The 22,079-nt window shown below is 62.4% G+C and carries 14 protein-coding genes and 2 pseudogenes; 11 read left to right on the top strand and 5 right to left on the bottom strand.

Going from position 1 to position 22,079, the window contains the following annotated elements:
• Positions 1-119: 119 nt before the first annotated feature.
• Positions 120-2,294, top strand: a pseudogene (locus QEZ52_RS23455) (strawberry notch-like NTP hydrolase domain-containing protein); the annotation flags it as partial.
• 123 nt (positions 2,295-2,417) lie between these two features.
• Here QEZ52_RS23455 and QEZ52_RS23450 read toward each other — a convergent pair.
• The 3 genes from QEZ52_RS23450 to QEZ52_RS23440 are packed head-to-tail and all read right to left on the bottom strand — an operon-like array spanning position 2,418 to position 6,003.
• The gene (locus QEZ52_RS23450; protein ID WP_343212062.1) at positions 2,418-3,422 is read right to left on the bottom strand and encodes a tyrosine-type recombinase/integrase; all 1,005 of its coding nucleotides are present in this window, start codon (positions 3,420-3,422) and stop codon (positions 2,418-2,420) included.
• Entirely contained in the window at positions 3,419-4,774 is a 1,356-nt protein-coding gene (locus tag QEZ52_RS23445) for a tyrosine-type recombinase/integrase (protein WP_343212043.1), read from the bottom strand. Before QEZ52_RS23445 ends, QEZ52_RS23450 begins: the two co-directional genes overlap by 4 nt.
• A complete protein-coding gene (locus QEZ52_RS23440) occupies positions 4,771-6,003 on the bottom strand; it encodes a site-specific integrase (protein WP_343212042.1) in 1,233 nt (410 codons plus the stop codon). Before QEZ52_RS23440 ends, QEZ52_RS23445 begins: the two co-directional genes overlap by 4 nt.
• A gap of 140 nt (positions 6,004-6,143) precedes the next feature.
• On the opposite strand from QEZ52_RS23440, the pseudogene QEZ52_RS23435 reads away from it, so the two are divergent.
• The 5 genes and pseudogenes from QEZ52_RS23435 to QEZ52_RS23415 all read left to right on the top strand — a co-directional run.
• Positions 6,144-8,240, top strand: a pseudogene (locus tag QEZ52_RS23435) (strawberry notch C-terminal domain-containing protein); the annotation flags it as partial.
• A 122-nt stretch (positions 8,241-8,362) separates the two neighbouring features.
• The gene (locus QEZ52_RS23430) at positions 8,363-8,749 is read left to right on the top strand and encodes a DUF6878 family protein (protein WP_343212040.1); all 387 of its coding nucleotides are present in this window, start codon (positions 8,363-8,365) and stop codon (positions 8,747-8,749) included.
• Between the two features lies 1 nt (position 8,750).
• Positions 8,751-9,212, top strand: coding sequence for a DUF6915 family protein (locus QEZ52_RS23425; protein WP_343212039.1), 462 nt, complete (start codon positions 8,751-8,753; stop codon positions 9,210-9,212).
• A gap of 100 nt (positions 9,213-9,312) precedes the next feature.
• Positions 9,313-9,615, top strand: a complete 303-nt coding sequence (locus tag QEZ52_RS23420; protein WP_343212061.1) for a hypothetical protein — start codon at positions 9,313-9,315, stop codon at positions 9,613-9,615.
• A gap of 124 nt (positions 9,616-9,739) precedes the next feature.
• Positions 9,740-10,468, top strand: coding sequence for a DUF736 family protein (locus tag QEZ52_RS23415; RefSeq protein ID WP_343212038.1), 729 nt, complete (start codon positions 9,740-9,742; stop codon positions 10,466-10,468).
• A gap of 167 nt (positions 10,469-10,635) precedes the next feature.
• Here QEZ52_RS23415 and QEZ52_RS23410 read toward each other — a convergent pair whose 3' ends face one another.
• Together QEZ52_RS23410 and QEZ52_RS23405 are read right to left on the bottom strand one after the other, a co-directional pair.
• Positions 10,636-12,954, bottom strand: a complete 2,319-nt coding sequence (locus tag QEZ52_RS23410) for a S8 family peptidase (protein ID WP_250161509.1) — start codon at positions 12,952-12,954, stop codon at positions 10,636-10,638.
• A 52-nt stretch (positions 12,955-13,006) separates the two neighbouring features.
• Positions 13,007-14,089: an ATP-binding protein gene (locus QEZ52_RS23405; RefSeq protein WP_343212037.1), complete on the bottom strand. Its 1,083-nt coding sequence runs from the start codon at positions 14,087-14,089 to the stop codon at positions 13,007-13,009.
• Between the two features lie 687 nt (positions 14,090-14,776).
• Here QEZ52_RS23405 and QEZ52_RS23400 point away from each other — a divergent pair.
• The 5 genes from QEZ52_RS23400 (at position 14,777) to QEZ52_RS23380 (ending at position 21,935) form a co-directional block, all read left to right on the top strand.
• Positions 14,777-15,706: a DUF2493 domain-containing protein gene (locus QEZ52_RS23400; RefSeq protein WP_343212036.1), complete on the top strand. Its 930-nt coding sequence runs from the start codon at positions 14,777-14,779 to the stop codon at positions 15,704-15,706.
• Positions 15,707-16,243: 537 nt separating this feature from the next.
• A complete protein-coding gene (locus QEZ52_RS23395; protein WP_037240054.1) occupies positions 16,244-16,450 on the top strand; it encodes a hypothetical protein in 207 nt (68 codons plus the stop codon).
• 562 nt (positions 16,451-17,012) lie between these two features.
• Entirely contained in the window at positions 17,013-17,606 is a 594-nt protein-coding gene (locus tag QEZ52_RS23390) for a helix-turn-helix domain-containing protein (RefSeq protein ID WP_343212035.1), read from the top strand.
• Positions 17,593-19,926 (top strand): relaxase/mobilization nuclease domain-containing protein, encoded by a 2,334-nt coding sequence (locus QEZ52_RS23385; protein WP_343212034.1) that lies wholly within the window; start codon positions 17,593-17,595, stop codon positions 19,924-19,926. The genes QEZ52_RS23390 and QEZ52_RS23385 overlap by 14 nt, the downstream gene beginning before the upstream one ends.
• Before the next feature lie 8 nt (positions 19,927-19,934).
• On the top strand, positions 19,935-21,935 hold the full coding sequence (locus QEZ52_RS23380) for a type IV secretory system conjugative DNA transfer family protein (RefSeq protein ID WP_343212033.1): 2,001 nt from the start codon (positions 19,935-19,937) through the stop codon (positions 21,933-21,935).
• The last annotated feature ends 144 nt before the right edge of the window (positions 21,936-22,079 follow it).

Below are 22,079 nucleotides of genomic sequence, written 5' to 3'. Positions count from 1 at the left end.
GGAGGGCGGATTGCGTTGACGGCCCGCCCTTCTTAATAGCTTTTGGGCCGGATCCCCTGAAAAGCGAAAGCGGGCTTTTTGTCCTTTGGAACTCAGACCCTGATCCAAAGGAAACCCCCATGACCAAGCCCAATCCGGCAAACCCGGCATTCCCAATCTCCGACACTGATCTCGTCTCTGCCATCGCGCAGATCGGCGCGGAGGTCGACCACCAACCCCTGCGCAGCTCAGCGCTCGCGCGCATCATGCGCGAGACGTTTCATGGCAGCGATGCCGGCGGTGCCTGGGACTGGCGCATGGCATATGACCTGATGCAGGCCGCGGCTGTCCAGGTGCTGCTGCGTGGGGACGGCGCGGCAGGTGACATGGCCGCTGCAAAGCTGCTTGCCTCACGGCTCCTGACGGAAACGCGCCGGTCAGAGCAGCAAATCCGGCTCCAGCAGTTTTCCACGCCGCTGGCATTCGCGGCGCTGGTCTTACGGGCGGCGGCGATCCGCAAGGGCGAGACCGTGCTGGAACCCTCGGCTGGCACTGGTGCCCTGGCCGCTTTCGCTGCCCGGGCCGGTGCCACGCTTGTGCTCAATGAAATCGACCCCTTTCGCCAGCGCCTCCTGCGTGCAGTTTTCGCTGGCGAGGTCACAGACCATGACGGCGAGCATATCGACGATCTGCTGCAGACGCCGGTTCTACCCGACGTCGTGGTGATGAATCCGCCCTTCGCCTCCTCGGTCGACCGATCCCGCGACAAGCACATCGCTGCCAAACATCTCATTGCGGCTGCAAAGCGCCTGGCACCAGGTGGGCGCCTGGTGGCGATCATGCCGCCGGGGTTCACATCTGAGCGCGATTCCGCGCATTGGTCCCGTGCCTGCGGTCTCCTGACGCCGCGACTGGCGTTGACGATGCCGGGGCAGGTCTACCGCAAGCTCGGCACCTCTGTCGAAACCAAGCTCATGGTCTTCGACAAGGTGCAGGAGGACGGCGAGATGATCCGCGTCCCTGTGCGGGATCTGGATGAAGCCTTGGCATATGTCGATGCCGTGGCCGCAACCCGGACCGAGATGCGCCCCGCCCAAAGGGCTGAAGCGATCCCTCATGCTCGGCCAACCGTTCCATCATCTGCCCCGCGCAAGACCGCTGCCGGTGTTGTCACCGCCTCCAAGCACCGGGCCAATGTCGTTCGCCCGCTCAGCTTCACAAACTTTGATGCTCCGCGCGACAACATGCCGGTCTCGGATATCTATGCGCGCTACCGCCCGCAGAGGATCGAGATCGCGGGCGCACAAGAACATCCCACGCCGCTCGTCGAGAGCATCGCCATGGCCTCGGTTGCCCCGCCCATGCCCTCAAACACGGGCAGTGATGACTTGCGCCTGCCCGCCCGGTTGATCGAGGAGGGACATCTCTCCGAGGCGCAGCTCGAGACCATCATCATGGCGCATGATGCCCATGGGCGCGACCTGCCCGGTAGGTTCACCATCGATGACGACCAGCCCAAGCTGACGCGCGCCGATGATGACCCGGATGCACGGGCCTATCGCCTTGGTTACTTTCTCGGCGACGGCACCGGTTGCGGCAAGGGACGCGAATGCGCAGGGCTCATCCTTGTCAACTGGCTGGCCGGGCGCAGGAAGGCGATCTGGGTCTCCAAATCCGCCACGCTTATCGAGGACGCGATCCGCGACTGGACCGATCTCGGCGGCTCGCCTGCCGACATTCAGCCGCTTTCCAAATGGAAACCGGACCAGCCCATCCCGATGGGCGACGGCATCCTCTTCGTCACCTACGCCACGCTGCGGTCCGCGGGCAAATGCAGCACCACGCGGCTCAGCCAGATTCTCGACTGGATGGGCGCGGGGTTCGACGGCGTGCTGGCCTTCGATGAGGCCCATGCCATGCAGAACGCCGCAGGCTCCGAGCAGGGAAGGGGGGTCAAACCTTCGCAGCAGGGCCTGGCAGGCCTGCGGTTGCAACTCGCCGCACCCCGCGCTCGCGTCTTCTACATCTCGGCCACGGGTGCCACGAGCGTGCACAACCTCGCCTATGCCGCGCGGCTGGGGCTCTGGGGGCAGGGCCCCGAATATCCCTTCCCAAGCCGCGAGAGCTTTGTGTCGGCGATGGAAGCCGGCGGCGTGGCTGCCATGGAGGTGGTCGCGCGTGATCTCAAGACGCTCGGCCTCTACACGGCCCGCGCCCTCAGTTTCGACGGCGTGGAATATGACGTGCTCGAACACGCGCTCACCCCGGCCCAGATCGAGGTCTACGACGCCTACGCTGGAGCGTTTCGCACCTTATGCGCAGGTGCGCATAAGATGGCTAATCGCGAGGTCGCGATAATGCGAAGGAACGCGACACAATCGCTATCATTCGGGGATTTTTGGGTCACGTCCTTCACATTATTTCTCCTTGGTATGGGGTCAGAGGGTATCGAGCCAAGCGAGCAGGCTTGCGTCGCGTTTCCAGCGCGGCGGGCCATTTCCCGCCATCGGAACGCCGACCTGTTCCAGCGCCTTTCGTTTGGTTTCGAGATTGGCCTGAGCGTAGTGGTTGGTCGTGTCGAGGCTGACGTGTCCAAGCCAACTGCGGATGACGGTGATATCGACACCCGCCGCGACGAGGTGGACGGCGGTCGCGTGCCGGAAGCTGTGCGGCGTCACATGCTTCGAACGAAGCGTGGGCACTGTTTTCGCGGCAGTTTCCACATATGCCGCCAGCTTGAACCGCACGCCCGAAGCCCCCAGTGGTTTGCCGTACCGGTTGACGAAGATGCGCTCATCCGGTGCGCGGGGCTGCCGCTCCAGCAACATCTTGAGCAACGTTATGGTTTCCGGCCAGAGCGGGCAGATGCGTTCCTTTTGCCCCTTGCCATAAAGACGCACGCAGTGCGGTGCTTCGAACCGGATCGCCCCAGAACACAGATCGAGTGCCTCTTGGATGCGCGCACCACTGTTATAGAGAAGGGACAGCAGCACGTGGTCGCGCATCCCTTCGATCGTCGAACGGTCGGGCTGTGCGAGGATAGCCTCGACCTCCCACGGTTCAAGGTAGCAGGGCGCGGCGGTGGGTTTGCGCTTGAGTGGGATCACGAGGACCTCAGCACATTGCGCGACATATTCGGGGTTCTTGTCCGCGACGAAGCTGAAGAAGCTGCGGATCGCGGCGAGCCGACAGTTGCGCGTGCCGATCGTGCCTTTGCGTCCATGTTCGGCATGGCTGAGGAACGCGCGCACTTCGCTGGCTGAGATATCGGCCAGGGCGATCCGGGCAACACCGCCGCCTTTTCGCTCTGCGACGAACCGGAGCAACAGCCGCCAGGTGTCCCGATAGGACCTGATCGTATGGATCGAGGCGCTGCGCTGCTCGGCCAACCATTCCTGGAAGAACGCCCGCAACAATGCGGGGAACGGGTTGTTCGTTTTCATGACAGCGCCTCCATGGTGAGGCACGGCGCGCCGACGGCGCGGAATCGCTCGCTCGCTTCCTGCAGCAGATCCTGCGTGACGGTGATATAGACCAGCGTGGAGTTGATGTCCCGGTGGCCCATATAGGTCGACAGAAAGTGCAGCCTGCCCTGCGGATTGATGCCGGCCCGGTACCATTGGAGGATCCGGTTCACGACCATCGAGTGCCGCAGATCATGTACCCGCGGCCCTATTCGCCCGGAAGGTGGCTTGAATCCGGCAAGGCGCATGACATTGGTGATCATTGTCGAGACCACCACCGGGGCATAGCGGTCCCTGAAGTGGTTCTGCCAGAACAGCCCGGACTGCGGCTCTTGCGGGGCACCAGCGCGTCGCCTCGCATCAAGATAGGTGCGCAGTTCAACCATGACGCTGTCGGAAAGCGGCAGTATCCTGGTCTTGTAGAACTTCGTTTCCCGGACCGTGATCGTGCCCGACCGAAGGTCGATGTCACCAAGATCGAGCCGGGCAAGCTCACCACGTCGCAGTCCGGCGCAATAGGCCAGAAGGATCATGGTGTAGAGGCTCAGCGGTCGCAGTGGGGAATGCGGCGACGGATAGGAGCGGGCCACATCGAGCATGTGCCGGATATCGGCCGGGCTGAAGATATGAGGGCGTCGATGCTCGCGTGCCACCTCCCGCTCCGGTCGTGGATTGAAGCGTTTCGGCGGGATGTTCGGATCGAGACGGAACCGCGCCTTGGTCAGGATGCGTCCCAGCTTCTGGCATTCCGCCGCGTGGTTGCGGGTGGGTTTCGTGGCCGCCCAATGCGTCAGCATCGTCTCGAGCGGCCCTCCGGCAAATTCGGGATGCGTTTGTAGGAACCGGTCGAACCGCAGCAACCAGTGAGCCTGCGCTTCGTATTTATATCCCCGGCTGCGCATCAGCGCGACATGGTCGCGCATGAAGTCGCCCAGAACGCTGCCGAAGGGCGCAGGCCGGTGCAGCGCGGCGAGGGCCTCGTCGGGATTGGAGGACACGAGAGCCCGCCAGATCGGCTTGTTTTGCTTGATGTTGCGCTCGCTGCGAAGCTCGGCGACGGGGTTGCTGGCGATCACCTCGTTCCGGACCAGATGGTCGAGGAAGCGGTCAACGATGCAGACCTGGTTCAACAACGTCGGCAATTTCCAGCGCGGTGCCATTTCGCCCAACCAGGCCTCAAGCATCTGGCGGTCGACTGCGGGGTGCCGACGCGCAGCATCCTCGAAACTGCGAAGGATAGAGCGATAAGTGCGGCAGCTGCTCTGCCCGAACCGTGAAGATTGCAGAAAGTTCTCAACGACTGCGAGGGTAGGGTCGTGCCAGGCGCTCATGACAGCACCGCCGATCCGGGCACGTCGAGAGCCACCGCCCGAAGATCCTCGGTGGCGAGTTTGAGGTAGGTGTTCGTGGACTCGACCGATCGATGCCCGAGGACATCGCCGATGATCTTTTGCGGGACAGATGCGCGCAGCAGTTCAACCGCTCGCGCATGGCGAAAGATATGCGGTCCCCGTTTTCCCACCGGGGTGACGCCCGCGGCCGCCAGACGCCCTTGCACCATGCCATACAGGTTCTTCATGCAGGTATAGGGTGCGCAGGACCGGATGAAGACTACCCGGCAGTCGACCTGGGGGCGTCCGAAGCGCAGATAGTCGAGCAGCGCGTCCCCGACCGGCGCCACCAGTGGCATGTAGGAACAGGCTTTGGTCTTAGTATGGCGGATGCGTAGCGAGTCCGCGCGCCAATCGATGTCGTCGAGCCGGAGCTGGCAGATTTCGCCTTTTCGCAGCCCGTAGGTGGCGAGCAACTGCAATATCGCGTAGTCGCGCAGACCCCTTGGCGATCTGTCCCTTCCGGTGACCGTCAGAACCGTGGCGATCTGGTTCTTATCCAACGTCGAGGGAACATCCTCGTAGGCATAGAGCTTGGGGCCGATGACATGTGGGCTCAGGTCGGTCGGAATTCGTCCCGTCCGATGGAGATTGCGCAGCAGCGACCGGAGCCACGCGGTAGCGCTCGCGAGCGATGTTCGGCGCAGTCCACGGGTGCGCATGCCCATGTAGAGATCGATGTCTCGCACGCCCAATGCCGCGAGGCCGTCTGCTCCATTGCGACCGAGGTGCCAGTCCAGGAAGCGTCGCGCCTCCCGCAGGCGCGCATCAATAGTCGCATCCGCCAGACCGCGTTCGTCGCGCATCCAGCTCTCGTACTCATGGCAGATCGCATGTCGGGTTGCCGTGGCGGGATCAAATATTTCGGGCTCAGGGGGCCATGTGCCTTGAGCCAACCGAAGCAACTTGCAGATCGCCGTGTGCGGCAGCCTGTGCCAGCGCGAACTGGGAGGGCGACCATAGCGCAAATGAAAGCACTCGACTGCATGGAAAAAATAAGGATCAACCTGCGATGGCGTTACCGCCGCCACCGGCGTGTTGCGCTCAGTCAGGTAGTCCAGAAAGGCGCGGGCGTAGAGCCGATGGTTGGCCACGACCACCGGATTGTAGTTCTGCTCCATGAGCGATTTCGACAGCTCGGCGATCAGTTCATCGTGCGACTTCAACATGATTGTCTCCTCAGACGTATGGAAAGCCGCTGAGGTTCGCAATCAAAATAATGCGCAGCAAGGGCCGCGCCGATACGCAGAAATCGAGGAAATCAACGATGAACCCCAGACTCCTTCGCATTATCGCGACCTCGCGATTACGGACAATCCATCACAATCTCGAGGCTGCACTGACTGCGACTGGCGTCAACGACGCCTCGGGCGAGACCAATGCCTCGGCCGCACGCGCCTCGGCCAAGTCGCGTTTCGAAAGCACGAAGCAGCGCTTCTTCAACCATCTCCTGATGGGCATGAAAGCCCCGACCATCATCCGCGCGATCGAGGATGATCTGGCGGCGGGCAACGCCTGCGTCATCCAGGTGGTTTCGACAGGCGAGAGCCTGCTGAAACGCCGGCTTGAGACGATGGATTCCGACGACGAGCTCGTCGAGGGTGCCTTGACGCCGCGCGACTACGTCCTGGGATACCTCGAACAGGCCTTCCCGATTCATGCGCAAAAGCTTGTGGAAATTGACGGCAACATGGTGGCGGAACCTTTGCGGGATGAGACCGGCGCGCTCGTTGTCTCGCGCGAGGCGCTCGCCCTGCGCGATGCGGCCATGATGGAGTTGATGACGCTGGCCCCGATCCCCTCGGCGCTCGATCAGATCCTCTGGGCTTTTGGCGACGAGGCCGTCGCAGAGGTCACGGGTCGGTCCATCCGCCCTTTGAAGGCCGAGGATGGTCATCTCTTCATCGAGAAGCGCGCCGCCAGCAGCAATTCGTCCGAGACCGAAGCCTTCATGGACGGCGAAAAGGATATCCTGATCTTCTCCGATGCAGGCGGTACTGGCCGATCCTATCACGCGGCGCGAACGGCGAAGAACCAGAAACGGCGGCGGCACTACCTGTTGGAGCCCGGCTGGCGCGCCGATGCGGCCATCCAGGGGCTCGGCCGCACGCATCGCTCGGCCCAGGTCAGCGCGCCCTTCTTCCGGGTCTGCACCTCCGATGTGCATGGCGAGAAGCGTTTCACCTCGACGATTGCCAAGCGCCTCGACCAGCTGGGGGCCTTGACGAAGGGCCAGCGCGAGACCGGCTCGCAGGGCATGTTCCGGGAGGAGGACAATCTCGAAAGCCCGATCGCACGAGCGGCGCTGCGCGGGTATTTCGCCGATCTTGCCGCCGGGCGCGCTGAAGCGATGAGCTACGAGAGCTTCACCGACTGGACGGCCCTGCGGCTGATCGACAAGGACGGGGTGCTTCTCGAGGAGCTGCCGCCGATCCAGCGGTTTCTCAACCGGGTGCTGGCGCTGCCCATCCATATGCAGAACGCACTCTTTGCCGAGTTCATGCGCCGGATCGCTGATCAGACGGAACGGGCGCGCGCGGCGGGCACACTCGATCTCGGCGTGGAAACCCTGCGCGGCGAAAAGATCGAGCAGGTCTCCACCGAGGATCTCTGGACCTGCCCGAAATCCGGCGCGGTGACGCGGATCATCGGGCTCGAGGTGACGGATCCGGTCCACGTCCTTGGGGCCGAAGAGGCCATATCGCGCAATCCCGACAAGCTGCCGATGGTCAATCGCGCCTCCGGTCGCGCGGCGCTCATCTCGGCGCGGCCCATGCAGATGTATGACGAGGACATCGTCACGCTGATGCGCAAGGCGGTGCGGCCAAACGGGTCGAGCTATCTCGAAGAGGCACGGTTCGAGTCCTCGGCCTGGGAAGAGATCGGCAAGCCTGAGTTCGTACGGCTTTGGGATGAAGAGGCTGCGTCCCTGCCGAAAACCACCACGACCAAGCTTTACCTGCTGACCGGGCTCTTGTTGCCGATCTGGAAGGACATTCCGACCACCAATGAGCGCATCTACCGGGTCACGCCCGATGGGGCGACCGCCATGATCGGGCGCACGCTGAGCGAGGAAGGGGCGGCCGCGCTGCGCGCCCGCTTCCTCGTGTCCAACCCGCAAACACCGCAGGAGATGTTGACCGCCGCCCTCGGCACCACCGCGCCTGTCGATCTGGGCCGGGGTCTGACTCTGACCCGTCGCCGTGTCGCAGGCGAGATGCGCCTCGAGCTTGGCGGCGCGGACAAGGGCATGATCGACGGCCTCAAGGCCTTCGGCTGCTTCACCGAGATCATCGCCTTCCAGTTGCGGGTGTTCCTGCCGCATGGGGACGGGATCGACACGGGAAGCATTCTGGCCCGGATCGTGGGGCAGCGAGCCGCTAGAGCGGCAGAACAAGCCGCCTGAAAAGTCAAAGCGAGCTTCCGGTTGGGCGTCGCGGATCGAGATCTTGGCGGTCTGCGCTTTCCGGGCGCGGGTAGACCAATGCCTCGCCCGGCCCCCCCAACTTCAGACAAAAGGACAGACTCATGACCAATCCCCAGATCGACTATGCCGCAATGGCGGCTCAGTGGCGTGCAGAGCGCGAAACCACCTTGAAGGCATCCAGAGTGGAGCTGCTCGCGCAACTACGTGCGCTTGGCATCAGCGAGGTCGCTTTCGAATACGAAGGCTATGGCGACTCCGGCAATGTCGAGGATGTGACGGTGCAGCCTGCAGAGGTCCAACTGCCTGAGCCGCTTGCCACAGAGGTTGGCGACTTCGCCTGGTCGCTCGCCTATCACCATCACCCGGGGTTCGAAAACAACGAAGGCGGCTATGGCACGCTGACCTGGGACTTGCGCAACGACAGCATCACCCTCGATCACGCGGACCGCTATGTCGAATGCTCGCACAGCTATGTCGAGGGTCTCTGAGATGGCCCATCCGCTTCATCATGCTGAAAGCTCTGCCCAGAAATTCGGCGGGGTGCCGTCTGACTATCAGTCCATACATGACTGGTTCGATGCCTCGAAAGAGCACCTCGCGCTCTTCACGCACCGCGCCATGCGCCACCATGCCCAAGGCCTGTTCGAGGCCGAACGTGTTTTCGGCCTGACCCTGACCAATAGCGCAGGTCGGGACATTCCCGTGCGCTGGATCGGCGAGCAGCATATCCGTGAAGACTGCCAGGGCCGCATTCCAAGCATGGCGGACTGGCTGCGACGGATCCAGCCCGAGCCATGGATGGCCAATGGCCATATCGACCGGCACGCCGGCTCCGAGCCCTGCGGCGACCCAAGGCTTGCCTGGGCCTCCGAGGTCGCCGCCGGAAGAACGGTTCTTGGCCTGAAGGATTGGATGGCGGCGAGCGCGACGCAAGCCACGCAAAGCGCCTGACAGCTCTCGGCCGTTTGCCAAACAAATGCTGCATAGAAGCCCGGTCGGACGATCGGGCTTCTTGCGTCGTTTCCCCACCATTCTTCTTGAGGAGGACCCCATGACACTCGATGACATCAAGGCGGCCGTCGATGCCGGCCAGACCGTGCATTGGGCCAATACCAGCTACGTTGTCCACAAGGACCGGCTTGGTCAGTACCTCATCACCTATGTGCCGAATGGTAGCTGCATCGGTCTGACCGACCGGGGCGGGCACCGGTTGAACGGAAAAGAGGTGGAGTTCTTCATAGCGCGATCCGAGGACGGCGCGGAAAATCCGGGCAGCCAATCAAGACCAGACGGGCAGGGGAGGGGCGTAGCACCCGGAGGCGCGGGTGCATTCCCACTCGGACGGCAGATCTGACCCGTGGGCGGGGCTGAAAGGAAAGCAGGCTTTCTGATTTGTGATCCCTCAAGGGGTCGAGAAAGCAATCCCGGATGCGTTGGCAAGAACGTCAGGCACCGGCCAATCCAAAAGGAACCATCCCATGTTCGCAGGAACCCTCACCCGCAATGTCGAGACCGCAGCCGCTCAGTACACCGGCATGATCCACGGGGCACGCTTTGACATCGCCATCCAGTTGGAGGCGCGGGCCAAGATGTCCGAACGCAGCCCGGATTTTGACGTGACGGCAGTCAACAAAACAGGCCGCAAGGTGCGCATCGGCACGGCCTGGAACGAGACCGGCAATACCAGCGGCAACCCCTACATCTCGATGCAGATCGATGTCGGCTTGGGTCCGTTCCGGGTCAACGCGGTGCAGACGAAAGAAGCGCGCGCGACCCAAAGCGGCGCGTTCGAGATCATCCCGCTGGTCTCGAACGGCCTGATGAAATCCGGCTCGATCTCGGGCGAGCTCACCGCCATGGACGCCGACAACGCCTTCACCGGCTACATCGCCAACATGATGTTCGATCTGGAGTTCATGCTGATCGAAAACAGCTACAAGTCCGAGGAGACCCACCCCGATTACCGCATCGAGGTCAGCTCGCCCCGGGGCACACCGATCCGCGTCGGCTCGGCCTGGATGGCGAAAAGCAGCCGCACGGGCAACGACTACCTGTCGCTGCTTATCAACACGCCTGATGGCGACCTGCGCGTCAACGCCGTGCAAAACGAGGAGCAGCGCGGTGGCCAGACCTTCTCGATCATCCCGTTCATCGACAGCGGTGAGCAGCCGCAGGATGCAGGCACGGGGCTGTCGCTGGTCGCCTAATCGGCGCGCGGGGGGGAGACGATCTGAACCGAAAGGGGAGCCGTGGGATCACGGTTCCCCTTTTTCCATGTCTGGGTCAGTCGAGCGATCGAATGGCGATTGCATGAGGCGGTCCGATGTAGATGCATTGTCTAGATTGGTAGCGCTGCACAGGGTCTCCAATAGAGTCAAACTTGCACAACCGCTTGAGCGGCAATTAGGGCTTCGACAGCTACTTGAACCTCGGCATAGAGTTCGGTGTCCAACCCTTCCGCATCGATTTCTATGATTAATGCATAGCGCACAGAAGGCAAACCTTCGGCGAGAAGCTTTTTGGATTTCCACCATCCAGTGACTGGGTGAACGGCCAACAAGTTTCGCCTTGCGAGATCTGATGCCTTGCAAGTCAGTTGATCGATGTGCAGCGATCCGACATGGCGCCGATTGCTACCGTATTCCCAAAGATCATCCTCGTCGTTTGCGGGACCGTCGGGCTGTTCGGCCGCCTTGCTGATCCGAGCTAGGAATTGGGCTTCGTTCTCGCCGGCGCGATTGAGTTGGAACCGCAGATTGTGGGATGCGTAGCGATAACGAACGCCGCGTGAGGCTTCTGACGGGTTTGGAGCAATAAAGCTGCTTAGCGCCACCCGCAAGGTAACGTCGGCATTGCCGAGCGCGCGCAAAGCCTCAACGGGCCAGGGTAGTGCGAAAAGCTTCAACTCATTGTGGACATCACCGCCGGTCTTTTCGGAGATTCCGTAGGGTGTAATCGTGTCTTCCACGATGAGTGTCAGCGCGTTCGACGCGCTGCGGCGGGCACGGGCCATGTCCGGAACGCCAAATCCATAGCGCTGAAAAAGCGGCATGTAATGACCTTTGTTCGCTTGGGCCGGCAAATGTGCTCGCATCTGCTGAGTCCAACGCGCGGAAGACACATAGAGACCACGGACTGTCTCGGGCCAAAGTGTCGGATAATCCGACCAGAGTTCCGTTACATCCTTCGCTGCAAGCGCTGTCGCAGCGCTGGTGTCGAAGGTGAATGTGAAAGATCGGACCGGATAATTATGGTGCGTCGAAAGGAGCGATAACCATCCGTGCCGCATTGGCGGAGGCATGGCACTTAGCGCCCAGTTTCCGCCCTCAAGGACAACGTCCGGCTTGTTCGGCCAATGGGACGACCACGATGCAGTTCTCGAAGCTGGCGATAGATCGCCGAATGGTGCAAGCGCTTGGGCCGGGTCTCCGTTTGGCAGTACAGTCTTCTCGGTAAAGGCTCCAACAGACAAAACATTCCACGCTTGGGCAGGCGACTCGATCTCGTTGTCTTCGTGATCGCATCGGTCGAGGTAGTTTCCGGCACCAAAGGTGAAGTTGTCGGTATTCCCTGCCGAAACCAGCACTAGGCGCTGCTGTCTGAGTCCACCTGAAACACCGGCGGCAAGCTGATCGACTTCCGTCGACCACGAGGTCGGGGCACCGTCGTGCGGCGTGTCCTCACCCGTCGTCGTCGTCATGGTGAAAGTACGGCGTCGGGGACCAACCTGTTCGACCGCATTGATCGCCTGCCTGGTCACCGCGCCTAGGAGATGATGCGGGTTCATGCCGGCATCTGGCAGGAGTTTGACGGATTCCAGACGGTTCATGACCATAACTGGGTTCGCCTGATGAAGTTTTTGCGTCAGATCGCCAAAGAGCGCGAGTCCTCCCATCTGCGTTCCATGGCCCTTCACATCCTCCAATCCCCAAGCCGGATTTGCGGCATGTCGATCATCCACGCTAAGCGCCGGCTGAATCAGAGGATGCGCCCGACTGACACCAGTATCCAGGAGCGTAACGTAGCCAGCATTGGGGTGATCCGAATAGGTGGTCCGGCCTGAAAGCTCATCAACCCACTGTGCCTGTTCGACCACCGGCAAGCCGTCAAAGAAATCTGCAGTGATTGTCGGAGCGGCAAGTGCGCGTACGCCACCCAGTCGCCGGACGGCTTGGGCAAGCTGATTGCGATCGGCCTGGACGACCACCACTGTATCTTCGGGAAACTCCAGCCGATCCGCGCCCACAGTCACACCATAGTTAGGCGCTGCTGCAACGAAGGCCTCGGTCATTTGGGGCTCGAGCCAAACCTCCCAGACTGCCGCAATATCCGCCGCGGGAAACTTGCCCGGCGGGCTGCGCCAGAGGGCACGCAATCCCGCTTCCGTAATGGCAGTGACGCTTTGAACCAAGTCTGCATTCTTTGGTCGGCCCAGGATGAATTCACCATCTTTTTCGCGATCAGGCGTGTCTTCCGTCCGAAACTGGTCGACCTTCTTGCGCAGGTTCTCAATACCCTTGGCTGTTGCAAACACCGTCGCACGCTCTTGGGCGCCACCTGGAATAGGAAAATCTTCGATGCGGAGAAGCATAAGGCCACTGGCGTCTAGGCTATCCTTTTTCAGGCGCTCGTCGATACGGGAGCTGATTTCGAGATAAACGCCGGGAAGCTCAGTGGCCGAAATATCCGGCAACGCGTCGATGGCCTGAAGCAGCGCTTGGGCGTGCGCAGCGCGATTGGGGACATCACTTGGTCTTTTGGACCCGCCCCTGCCCTTTGCCTTGAATGGGCGAGGTTGTCCTAGATTGCGAAGGTGGAAGTGTGGAAGCTCTCGTGCCATTGTCATTGGTCCCTAAATCTTGGAGCGACCGTCGGCGTTCGAGGGCGTCAAGCAAATCCTGTGTCGCAATCTTGTCAGTATCATTCAAAACCGCACGTCTCGCGGCATCTTCCGCCGCCGCCACAATATCGGCCGTTGAGAGGCCAGTGGCGACATCCGTCACCCGCTTCCATCCTATTCGATTGAACGAGAAACCCATCATACGGCGTTCGAGTGCCTGTCGGATGGCGGGACCATCGGGCATCACATAGGGCAACACGAGATCGAAGCGGCGCAGCACGGCGCGGTCAAGAATTCCCGGCAAGTTTGTAGTGGCGACGACGATCGAAGGCCCTGTGTCTTCATCCAGGAACTGTAAGAATGAGTTCAGAACCCGCCGGGCTTCGCCGACATCGTTCTCACCGCCTCGGGCCGCAGCCAAAGCGTCAATTTCATCGAACAGGTAGATACCGCGTGTCGTCTTGATGGCATCAAAGACCATCTTCAATTTTTGCGCCGTTTCGCCCATGAACTTCGTTATTAGACCGTGGAGCATGACCGAAAATAAGGGGTACTGCAGCTCCCCGGCCAGTGCTGACGCACTCAGTGTCTTGCCGGTACCGGGAGGACCAGAGAGGAGAACGCGCCTCCGCGGCTTCAGGCCTTTTGCCTCGAGCTTTTCGCGCATACGCGTCTCGAAGACGAGATGCGACAGTTCACTCCCAATCCTATCCGGTAAGATTACATCGACGAGTCGCTCCGTCGGATAGGACGCGGCAAGAAACTCTGCAAGATCGCCGCGAGGCGTTGCGATAGGGGTGACTGCAGGGGTTCGCTTTGCTGGCGGCTTTTGCCCCGCTTCAGCCCACTGCCGCAACTGTTCAGCCAGCCGGGTGTGTCCCTTCTGCTCTTCGGCCGCCGAGAGTTGCATCGCCAGATCGTAAAAACGATCAGCGTCCCCTTCTGCGTGGCTCTTGACGAGACCGATGAGTTGTTGGGCGGAAGCCAAAGTCGAACTGCTCTTTCTAAATGATCATTTTCAGCGTTGATAGGGTCTTTTCTACATCCGAACCCTTTAATAGACCAGACAATTTGCACGGTTTGCATGCGGAGTGTGTCGGTTTTGTGCACTCGACCATCAACCTGAGTCCCAGCCTTGCGGCCTCCCCAGCTCGGCTCCGCGTGTCGCAGGGGAGAACGGCCCTTCGGTCCGTCGCGCATTCGGCCATGCGGCCTCACCGCGGCGTTGCACCCAGGCCCCCGGTTTGCCCGCCTCGCGAGCACGTCCCTCCCCGGCCGCTCCGCCGGATTGCGCTCTGGTCTGTTTTGGCCCGAGGCCAAAACGATCCCGCCGCTCCATCCGTCTCCCGCGTCCGGTCGGGTCGTTTGCCTGCTCGGGTCGGGCAAACCTACCGTCAAAACACACACACATGAGCGTGGAAGCATATCCTCCGGATGGCCCCCAAATCAGCCCGCGTCAAGGATCGCAAAACTTTTCGGCGAGGGCGGGGCCTGTGGTGGGAGGCGGTCCCGTGCGTGAGCGCGCGCATGTGTCCGGTGCCGCGCTCGGAAAACTTTTGCGCCCGGCAAGCCGGCGGCTGCGCCGTCCCTGACCCGGGCAGATTCGGAAACCAGGCATTCGGCCATGCCCCCACACTCACGTGGTGGCCTTGGAACCGAAGACTGGAGACCAGACATGGCTTACGAAAATGCGAACACTTACGAGACCATCGAGCTATTCGGACTGACCGAGAAGGACGCGCAGCTGCCGATCCCCGATGATCACATCCTGACCGACTGCATCATCCGCGAGAGCTTCGAGGCTTTGCTCGGGCAGTTGCGCGGGACCGGGCTTGAAGCAGAGATCGAACCGCTGGCCCATGGGCTCGCCACGATCCTGCAGCGCCGCAAGGTGGCGCTCGGCAAGGAGGTCGACCGCACCGCCGACAAGATCGGCGCGCTGGCAAAATCCCATGACGGATCGGAGATCGCCGAGACTGCGCTCGAAGAGGCGCAGGCGCGCTTTCTGCAGCTGCGCGAGATCGTCAGCGCCATCGAGGTGATGAGCGAGGCAGCGGCGGAATGCTACGAGATCGAGACGGGCCACGCCTTCATCCCGGCAGCCGGGTCGCGCGCAAGCGTCCGGGCGCAAGAGACCGGGGCGGTCTTCGAGGCGCGGCAGCTCCTGGAGCAGCACGACCGTGAAACCGCCGAGAAGTCGAAAGTCGAGGGGGTTCCCCTGATCGTCTCAGGCGCCACCGACTGGACCGATGTTGATGTGGTCTTCAACACGCTCGACAAGGTTCGCGAGCGGATCAAGCAGAACCGCAATCAGGAGATCTTCCTCTGCCACAAAGGTGGCAAGCACGGGGCGGAGATGATTGCGGCTCGGTGGGCGCGCGCACGGGGTGTCGCACAAGCGCGCTTCGATCCGCGCTGGTCCGCGCATGGGCGGGCGGCACCGTTCAAGTGCAACGACGAAATGCTGGACGACAAGTTCGCGGCGACGGGGGTTGTACTCTTCGGCGGCAACGGGGTCGCGCTGAACCTCGGGCAGAAGGCGGAAGCGAAAGGTCTGACGGTCATGCGGGTTGCGGACCCGGCGAAGAAGGCGTCGCAGGATTGAAGAGAGGGGGTCGCGCTTGGCGCGGCCCTTTCGTCATGTCTCATGGCGCGTGCGATCGGTCATGCGTGATCGGCAGTCTGCAGCGGCCGGCACTGCCATCCCTCTACCCAGTCCGTCAGAGTGCGGCCCATCCGCATCGGTATGGGCTGGGGATGGTGCGCACCTCACGCACATCGAAAGCTGCGCAAGACGCGAGGGATCGAGACGTCGCACTTGAGGCTGAAGACCTGCACAACCTTCGGGTGGTGTTTCGGAACATCGCATCCACGCGGGCGGGCTCCGTCAGCACCCCGGCCAGGCTCGGCGGGACGCGGACGCGGATGGTGGCGGCTGCGTGATGGCAAGGGTCATCCGGATCACTCCTTTTTGCTCATAGATGTGGATCGCACGGCGTCGGCCCAATCGTGCCCTGCGCTTCGCTTCGGCAAGCACAAAAACGGCTTCCACGGCTGGCCGCGGACCCTCCGCATTTGCGCTTGCGACCGAGCCTTTTGCCCCCGTGCCGGGTGATCCCCATCGCAACAAGGAGTAACCCAAATGACCAACCACTACGTCGCCACCGTCCCCGTCAAGTTCACCGACACCGATGGCCAGGAGCGCACCCGTTTTCAGCGCGTGGGTGCGATGTTCCGCAACACCCGCAACGGGGGCGGCTCGGAGTTCTTCAGCCTCAAGCTCGACTTCCCGGTCGCGGTCTCGGAGCTGGTGATGTTCCCGCCGAGCGCGAAAGATCCCCAGGACTAAATCCTCTGACGAGGATGGGCCGCCCCAGGACGATCTTGGGGCGGCCCGATCCCTGTTTCAGGGATGCCGGTTCCGGCGCGCGTGATCGCCGGCAGCGACCCCTCCTTGGTGCCGGCCGCTGCGCGTTCAATGGACGCACTCCCCCCGGAACGATCAGGCCGCGACAGACCGGCCAGTCAGCCTCAAGGGGGCCATCCACAAAAACCTATCGGCCAAGGCCTCCCGGTTTTTGCGGCAGAGATTTGGCAAGCCAAATCTGGCCCTCCTTGACCCTGCCTGTCCGCCCTGTCGGTGGGGTTTGCGCCCGCCCGCGGTTCCGTCCGAACACATGCGTGTTCGGCCAGACCCTCGGGCGGGGCTGGTGGACGGGACCCTTAGGACAGGTGGGTCGCCCGGTGGTGAGGGCGGCAGAGCCGCGTCCCTGCGGGCCGCGGGGGAAGCGGACACCAAGGCTGCCTGAGCCCGGAGGCAACGGAAGTATATAATTGACAGCTAAGTATATTATCGTAAGGTAGGGACAGCCTTGGTGGAAGGTGGCAGGAAATAGGGGGTCTTTCTTCGCATGTCGCGCTCAAAACGTCTCACAGATGCGGACCGCATGGAGATCGTTCGCGAAGCTGCGGAAGGCATTTCCACTTCAGTGCTGGCGGAACGGTTTGGCGTGTCGGTGCGGGCGATTCAGTACACGCTCAAAGCTGATGCCGAGCGCCAGACGGATGCCGCAATTCCGGTCTTAGCGGTCAGTGTGAAGGTTACGGCTGTGGAGCTTGCGGCGCTCGACGAGGTGTTGGCCGAAGCCGGGATCGAGAGCCGGGCCGAGGGGCTGCGGCGGCTCATTCAGGCGGCAGGCGGCGTGTTTGTCCCGGACGCGCAGATGGCAGCAGAGATGGCGCGCTACCGCGCCTCGCTGCACGAGGTCGGCAATGGGGTCGCGCAGATCGCCAAGCAGATGACGCGGGCCAACCGGATGGGGCAGGGGGCCGTGGGGGGCACGAGTGCCGAGTTCACCGAATTGCGTCTTGCGCAGATGCGCGGGCTGGCGCGGTTCATTCTGGATTCCGCTGACGAGATCGATCTGCTCCTGCGCCGCCGTCGTGACGCGATGCAGCTGCAGGCCACGGCCACGCTGAGGAAGTTTGCCCATGCGGCTGAATGATGCTGTCCACGCCGTCACGGGCGAGGTCTTCCGGGATGGCTGGAGCCGCGTTCGGGGCTCGATGCAAGGTCTGCACGTGGCCAAGCAGACCCAGCTTGCGCGCGCGGCAGCAGGGCATCGGCCAGCGGTCTTCAAGGCGATCCGGGGCGGGGGCACGCATACCAAATCGCAGCTCGCAAACCAGCTCGATTACCTCACGACCAAGTCCACCCATATCGTGGACAGTAGCGGGTTCTTGGATGGCAAGACGAAGCTCGAGGCCGGTGACATCAAGGACCTGACCGAGCGCTTTGCCAAACGGTGGGATGCGGGCTTCAAGCCCAAGCTCGGACAGACCACCCATATGCTCGTGTCCTTCCCCATCGGCACGCGCGGCGAGGATGTGCGCGACATTGCGACGGACGTGGCCGAGCGGTTCTTCCAGACCGACGCGGGGCATTTCGACTACATTATCGCGGTGCATGAGGACCGCGATCACCCGCATGCGCATCTAGTGCTGAACCGCCGTTCGCAGGAAGGCGAGTTCTTCTTTCTGGGGCGCAACCATCGCTTCAACTATGATGATTTTCGCCTCGCCATGGTCGAGGAGGCGGAAAAGTATGGTGTGCGCCTGGAAGCCACGCGGCGGGTGGATCGCGGGGCTGTACATTACCCAGCCCCTACCCGCGAGGTCTACGCCGCGAAAGAAGAGGGCCGCGCGCCCCGCGAGCGGGAACGCGTTGGGACCGACCTAGCCCGGACGCTGGCGGAGATCGCCAACACCAGAACCGTCTACCATTCGCTTGCCACGGAGGCCTCCCGCGAGGCCCGCGAGGATATTGCCGCGGCGCTATTTCGCGCGGGCGAGGTGCTGGCGCATGGCGGGCAGGTGGACCGAACAGGAGATGTGTATATGGCCGAGGATCAAAGTTTCGAGGACCTGAGAAGCCTCTATGCGGAAAAGCTCGCGCGGGTGCAGGGCATGATCGCAGAGAAGTCTGACGCGGAACGTCCCGTGCTGGAAAAACGCCTCATCGAGATCCAGACGCAGGTCCAGCACATGCAGCCTCTCGGTTTGCGATCATCCGCGCTGTCAGAGACCCCCTCGGAGGGCGGGATCTATTCCGAAGCCAATATCGACGCCAGCCAGCGCGAGCGACTGGCCGAGCCCGACCTGAGATCGCGCATTGACGTAGCACTACGGGGCACGGGCATCAGCACATCGGAAGTGGTGGCCCGGATCGAGACGGGCGCCTCAAATGCAGCGCTCGAGCATCAATGGATCGCCAATGATCTCTCCAAAGTGGCTGAGGCGCGCGATCTGAATCTCGAACGCCGCGCCGATCTGGAACAGGCGCGCGACATTCTCAACGATGTGCATGTCGCGCTTGGTACGCTTTTGGAACGGGAGAACGTCCTGCGCCGGGATGGTGTCATGGAAGCGGAACCGGACAGCGAGCAGTTCCATTATCATGAGGGCGCGGTCCGGGCGATGGAAGGGACAATTCGTCAGGAGATGCGCGCAGAGGGCCTGACAGCGCAGCAGGTGGAGGACCGGGACTGGGAGGTTGTCTCAAGGGCGGAGCGCCGGATCGAGACCGAGCAGCGCGCATATCTCGCGGCACACCCGGACCTGCTCGCACGTCCCGGCGATGTGATCGACCGGTCTGAGCCCTACAGGGAGACCATCACCGACGCGGCCCGCGCCAGCGAGATCACCAGCGAGGTCGACCGCATCATGGAGGGACGCGACGTCCGCACGCCCGTTGCAGATGCAGTCACGGATGACTTGCGCGCGCGCTATCCGGACATGCCGTCCCACCTCGCCCGTGGGCTCGGTGCGACCTATGCGGCTGTCGTCGAGATCCGGGACACGGAGGCCATCAATCAGGTCCGCCGCGAAACCGAGATGCGCGACGGGCTTGGGTCTGGAACGCGCGACACACTCCTCGCAGCCCGCGGTGAAACTGCGCCGCAGTCTGACCGTGCCGACCGCCTCGCAGACGAGATTGCGCGTGTCGTGGACCATGAGCGGGCGGGGGAGTTGTCCGCCCCCTTCGAGACCGAGGCGGAGCGGGACGCCTTCCGTGGCGAGATCGCGCGGGTGCTGGACGTTCGCCAACTCGACCGGCTCACATCTGGCGATGCTGATGCGCTGGACAAGGTTCTCGAGGACCGCCTCGACCGACTCTATGTCGCCAAGGTCTATCTGCAATCGGATGCAGCGACGGCCAACACGGAGGCCTTGCGCCAGGTGGTCGATGATCTTGCCGACACCGAATATGAAAAACATCGCACGACAGACGTGGATGGCGAGACCGAGCGGGGTCAGGTCCATTGAGCGCGCCCATGGGAAAGGCGCGGATCGCGACCGGTGTCTTGTTGGTAACGCTGGTGACCGCCGCCATGGGCTATACCATCGCCTCGGCGGTGCTGACCTACCAGGATCTCGGCTTTGGGGCCGAGATCGACTTTGCCTATATCGCGCAGAACTATCTTGCGATCCTGGACCGCCGCCCGGAGGACGCGCAACTTATTCACCTGATCATCGGCAGCTTCGCCGCCGCCGGCCTGATGTTGAGCCTCGCCCTCTCGGGGTCCGCCCTGACACGGTTTGGCCAGACCCATTGGCAGACCGCGCGCGAGATGAAGGCCAATGGGTTCTTCGGGGCGCCAGGGACCGGGTTCATCCTCGGCAAGCTGGGGACGCCGGGCTCCCGCGCCAATTACATTTGCTCCAAGGTTTTCCCGCATGCGCTGATCGTGGCCCCCACGGGCCGCGGCAAGACCACGGGCTTCGTCATTCCGAACCTGCTGACCTGGCAAGGCTCCGCCGTGACGCTCGATGTGAAGGGCGAGTGCTTTGAGGCCACGGCCCGGCACCGCGCAGCCCAGGGCGACAAGGTCTATCGCTTTGCCCCCACCGATTGGGAGGGCAAGCGCACGCATCGCTACAACCCGCTCTTGCGCATCTTTGAGCTGAAAGATCCCGCGCGCCAGCAGATGGAATTGCAGCTTCTCGCGACGCTCTTCCTGCAGAGCGACAACGACCGGGTGCAGGGCCTCCTCAAGGGCGGGATCGATCTCTTCGTGGCGGCGGGGCTTCTAGCCTTCCAGCGCAAGCGCCCCACCTTGGGTGAGATCTACCGCATCGCGGCCTCGGGCGGAAACAAGCAAAAGGAATACTTCGCGCGCGGCCACGAGGTGGATAACAGGGCCGCCAAGCTGATCTTCACGCGGCTGGCCTCGACCAACAACGATACGCTGACCTCTTACGTCTCGCTTCTGATGACCTCGGGGCTCGATCAATGGCAGAACCCGGCCATTGACGAGGCGACGGCGGTCTCGGACTTTGACTTCCGAACGATCCGGAAGAAACCCTTTTCGGTCTATCTCGTGGTCCAGCCCCTCATGGTGAAGCCGCTGGCGCCGCTGATCCGGCTCTTCTTCTCCGATCTCCTTTCCGCCATGCAGGAGAAGGATCCCGGGCCAGACGAGCCGTGGCCGGTGATGATCATGCTCGACGAGTTCAACCGCCTCGGCAAGATGCCCATCGTGGTCGAGAGCATCGAGACTCTGCGGACCTATCGTGGTCACCTGGCCGTGGTCACCCAAACCATCCCCGCCCTCGATGAAATCTATGGCGAGAACACCCGCCGTGCGCTGCAGGGCAACGCGGGCGTGAAGCTCTACCTCACGCCCTCGGATGAAAAGACTGTCGAGGAGCTGAGCAAGGCGGTCGGCAAGACCACGAAGACCGTAATCACGCGCTCCCAGTCCATCGGCAAGAACCCCTTTGAAGGGCGCAGCCAGTCGACCCGGACCGAAGAAAGCTCGTTGTTGCCTGAAGATGAAGCACGCCGCCTGCCGCTTGACGAGATTGTCATGGTGATCGATGCCCAGATGCCGGTCCGTGCAAAGCGGATTCAGTATTTTGACGACCGGCTGTTCAAAGCGATCCACGCGGCGCAGACGGGTGAATTGCCGTTTCCAGAGCCGGGGGGAGGGGGATCGCAAGGCACGCTGCCGCTGAGTGTGCGCGCCATGCCGATGACTCCGCCTTCGAACGGACCAGGTGGGTCTGACGCCGTTGTGGAGACCGCACACCAAGATGCTGGCAGCCAAACGTCAAAGCAAACCGACGTCGCTCCAAAAAAGACCGCGCCTGTCGTTCAAACCGTTATCGCCGAGGAACAGCGCCAGATGGAGATGGATTTTGGAAGCCAGGTCGCCGATGCAGAGGCAGCGAGCGTAGCTGATGAGGCGCAGATGCGCTCTGCAGTCGATGGCTTGGACGACATGGAAGCGATGCTGCGAGAGGAGGATGGTGAAAGGCTGGTTGCGCGATAGGGTGGCGGGCATGGCGACCTGCGCGTAGCTTCCGTAACGCTGAATGTCACAAACGATGCTTTTTGACGCCGAAAAAAGGGGCTGGTTTGCATGACCGTTCGATCTTTCGCTCGGAACGTTGTGGGCAGGGTCCAGCCATCTCCA

It is taken from the genome of Aliisedimentitalea scapharcae (assembly GCF_045277565.1).
GTDB lineage: Bacteria > Pseudomonadota > Alphaproteobacteria > Rhodobacterales > Rhodobacteraceae > Aliisedimentitalea > Aliisedimentitalea scapharcae.
The sequence above is the reverse complement of the archived record's forward strand: the minus strand, read 5'-3'. Positions and strand labels throughout refer to the sequence as shown.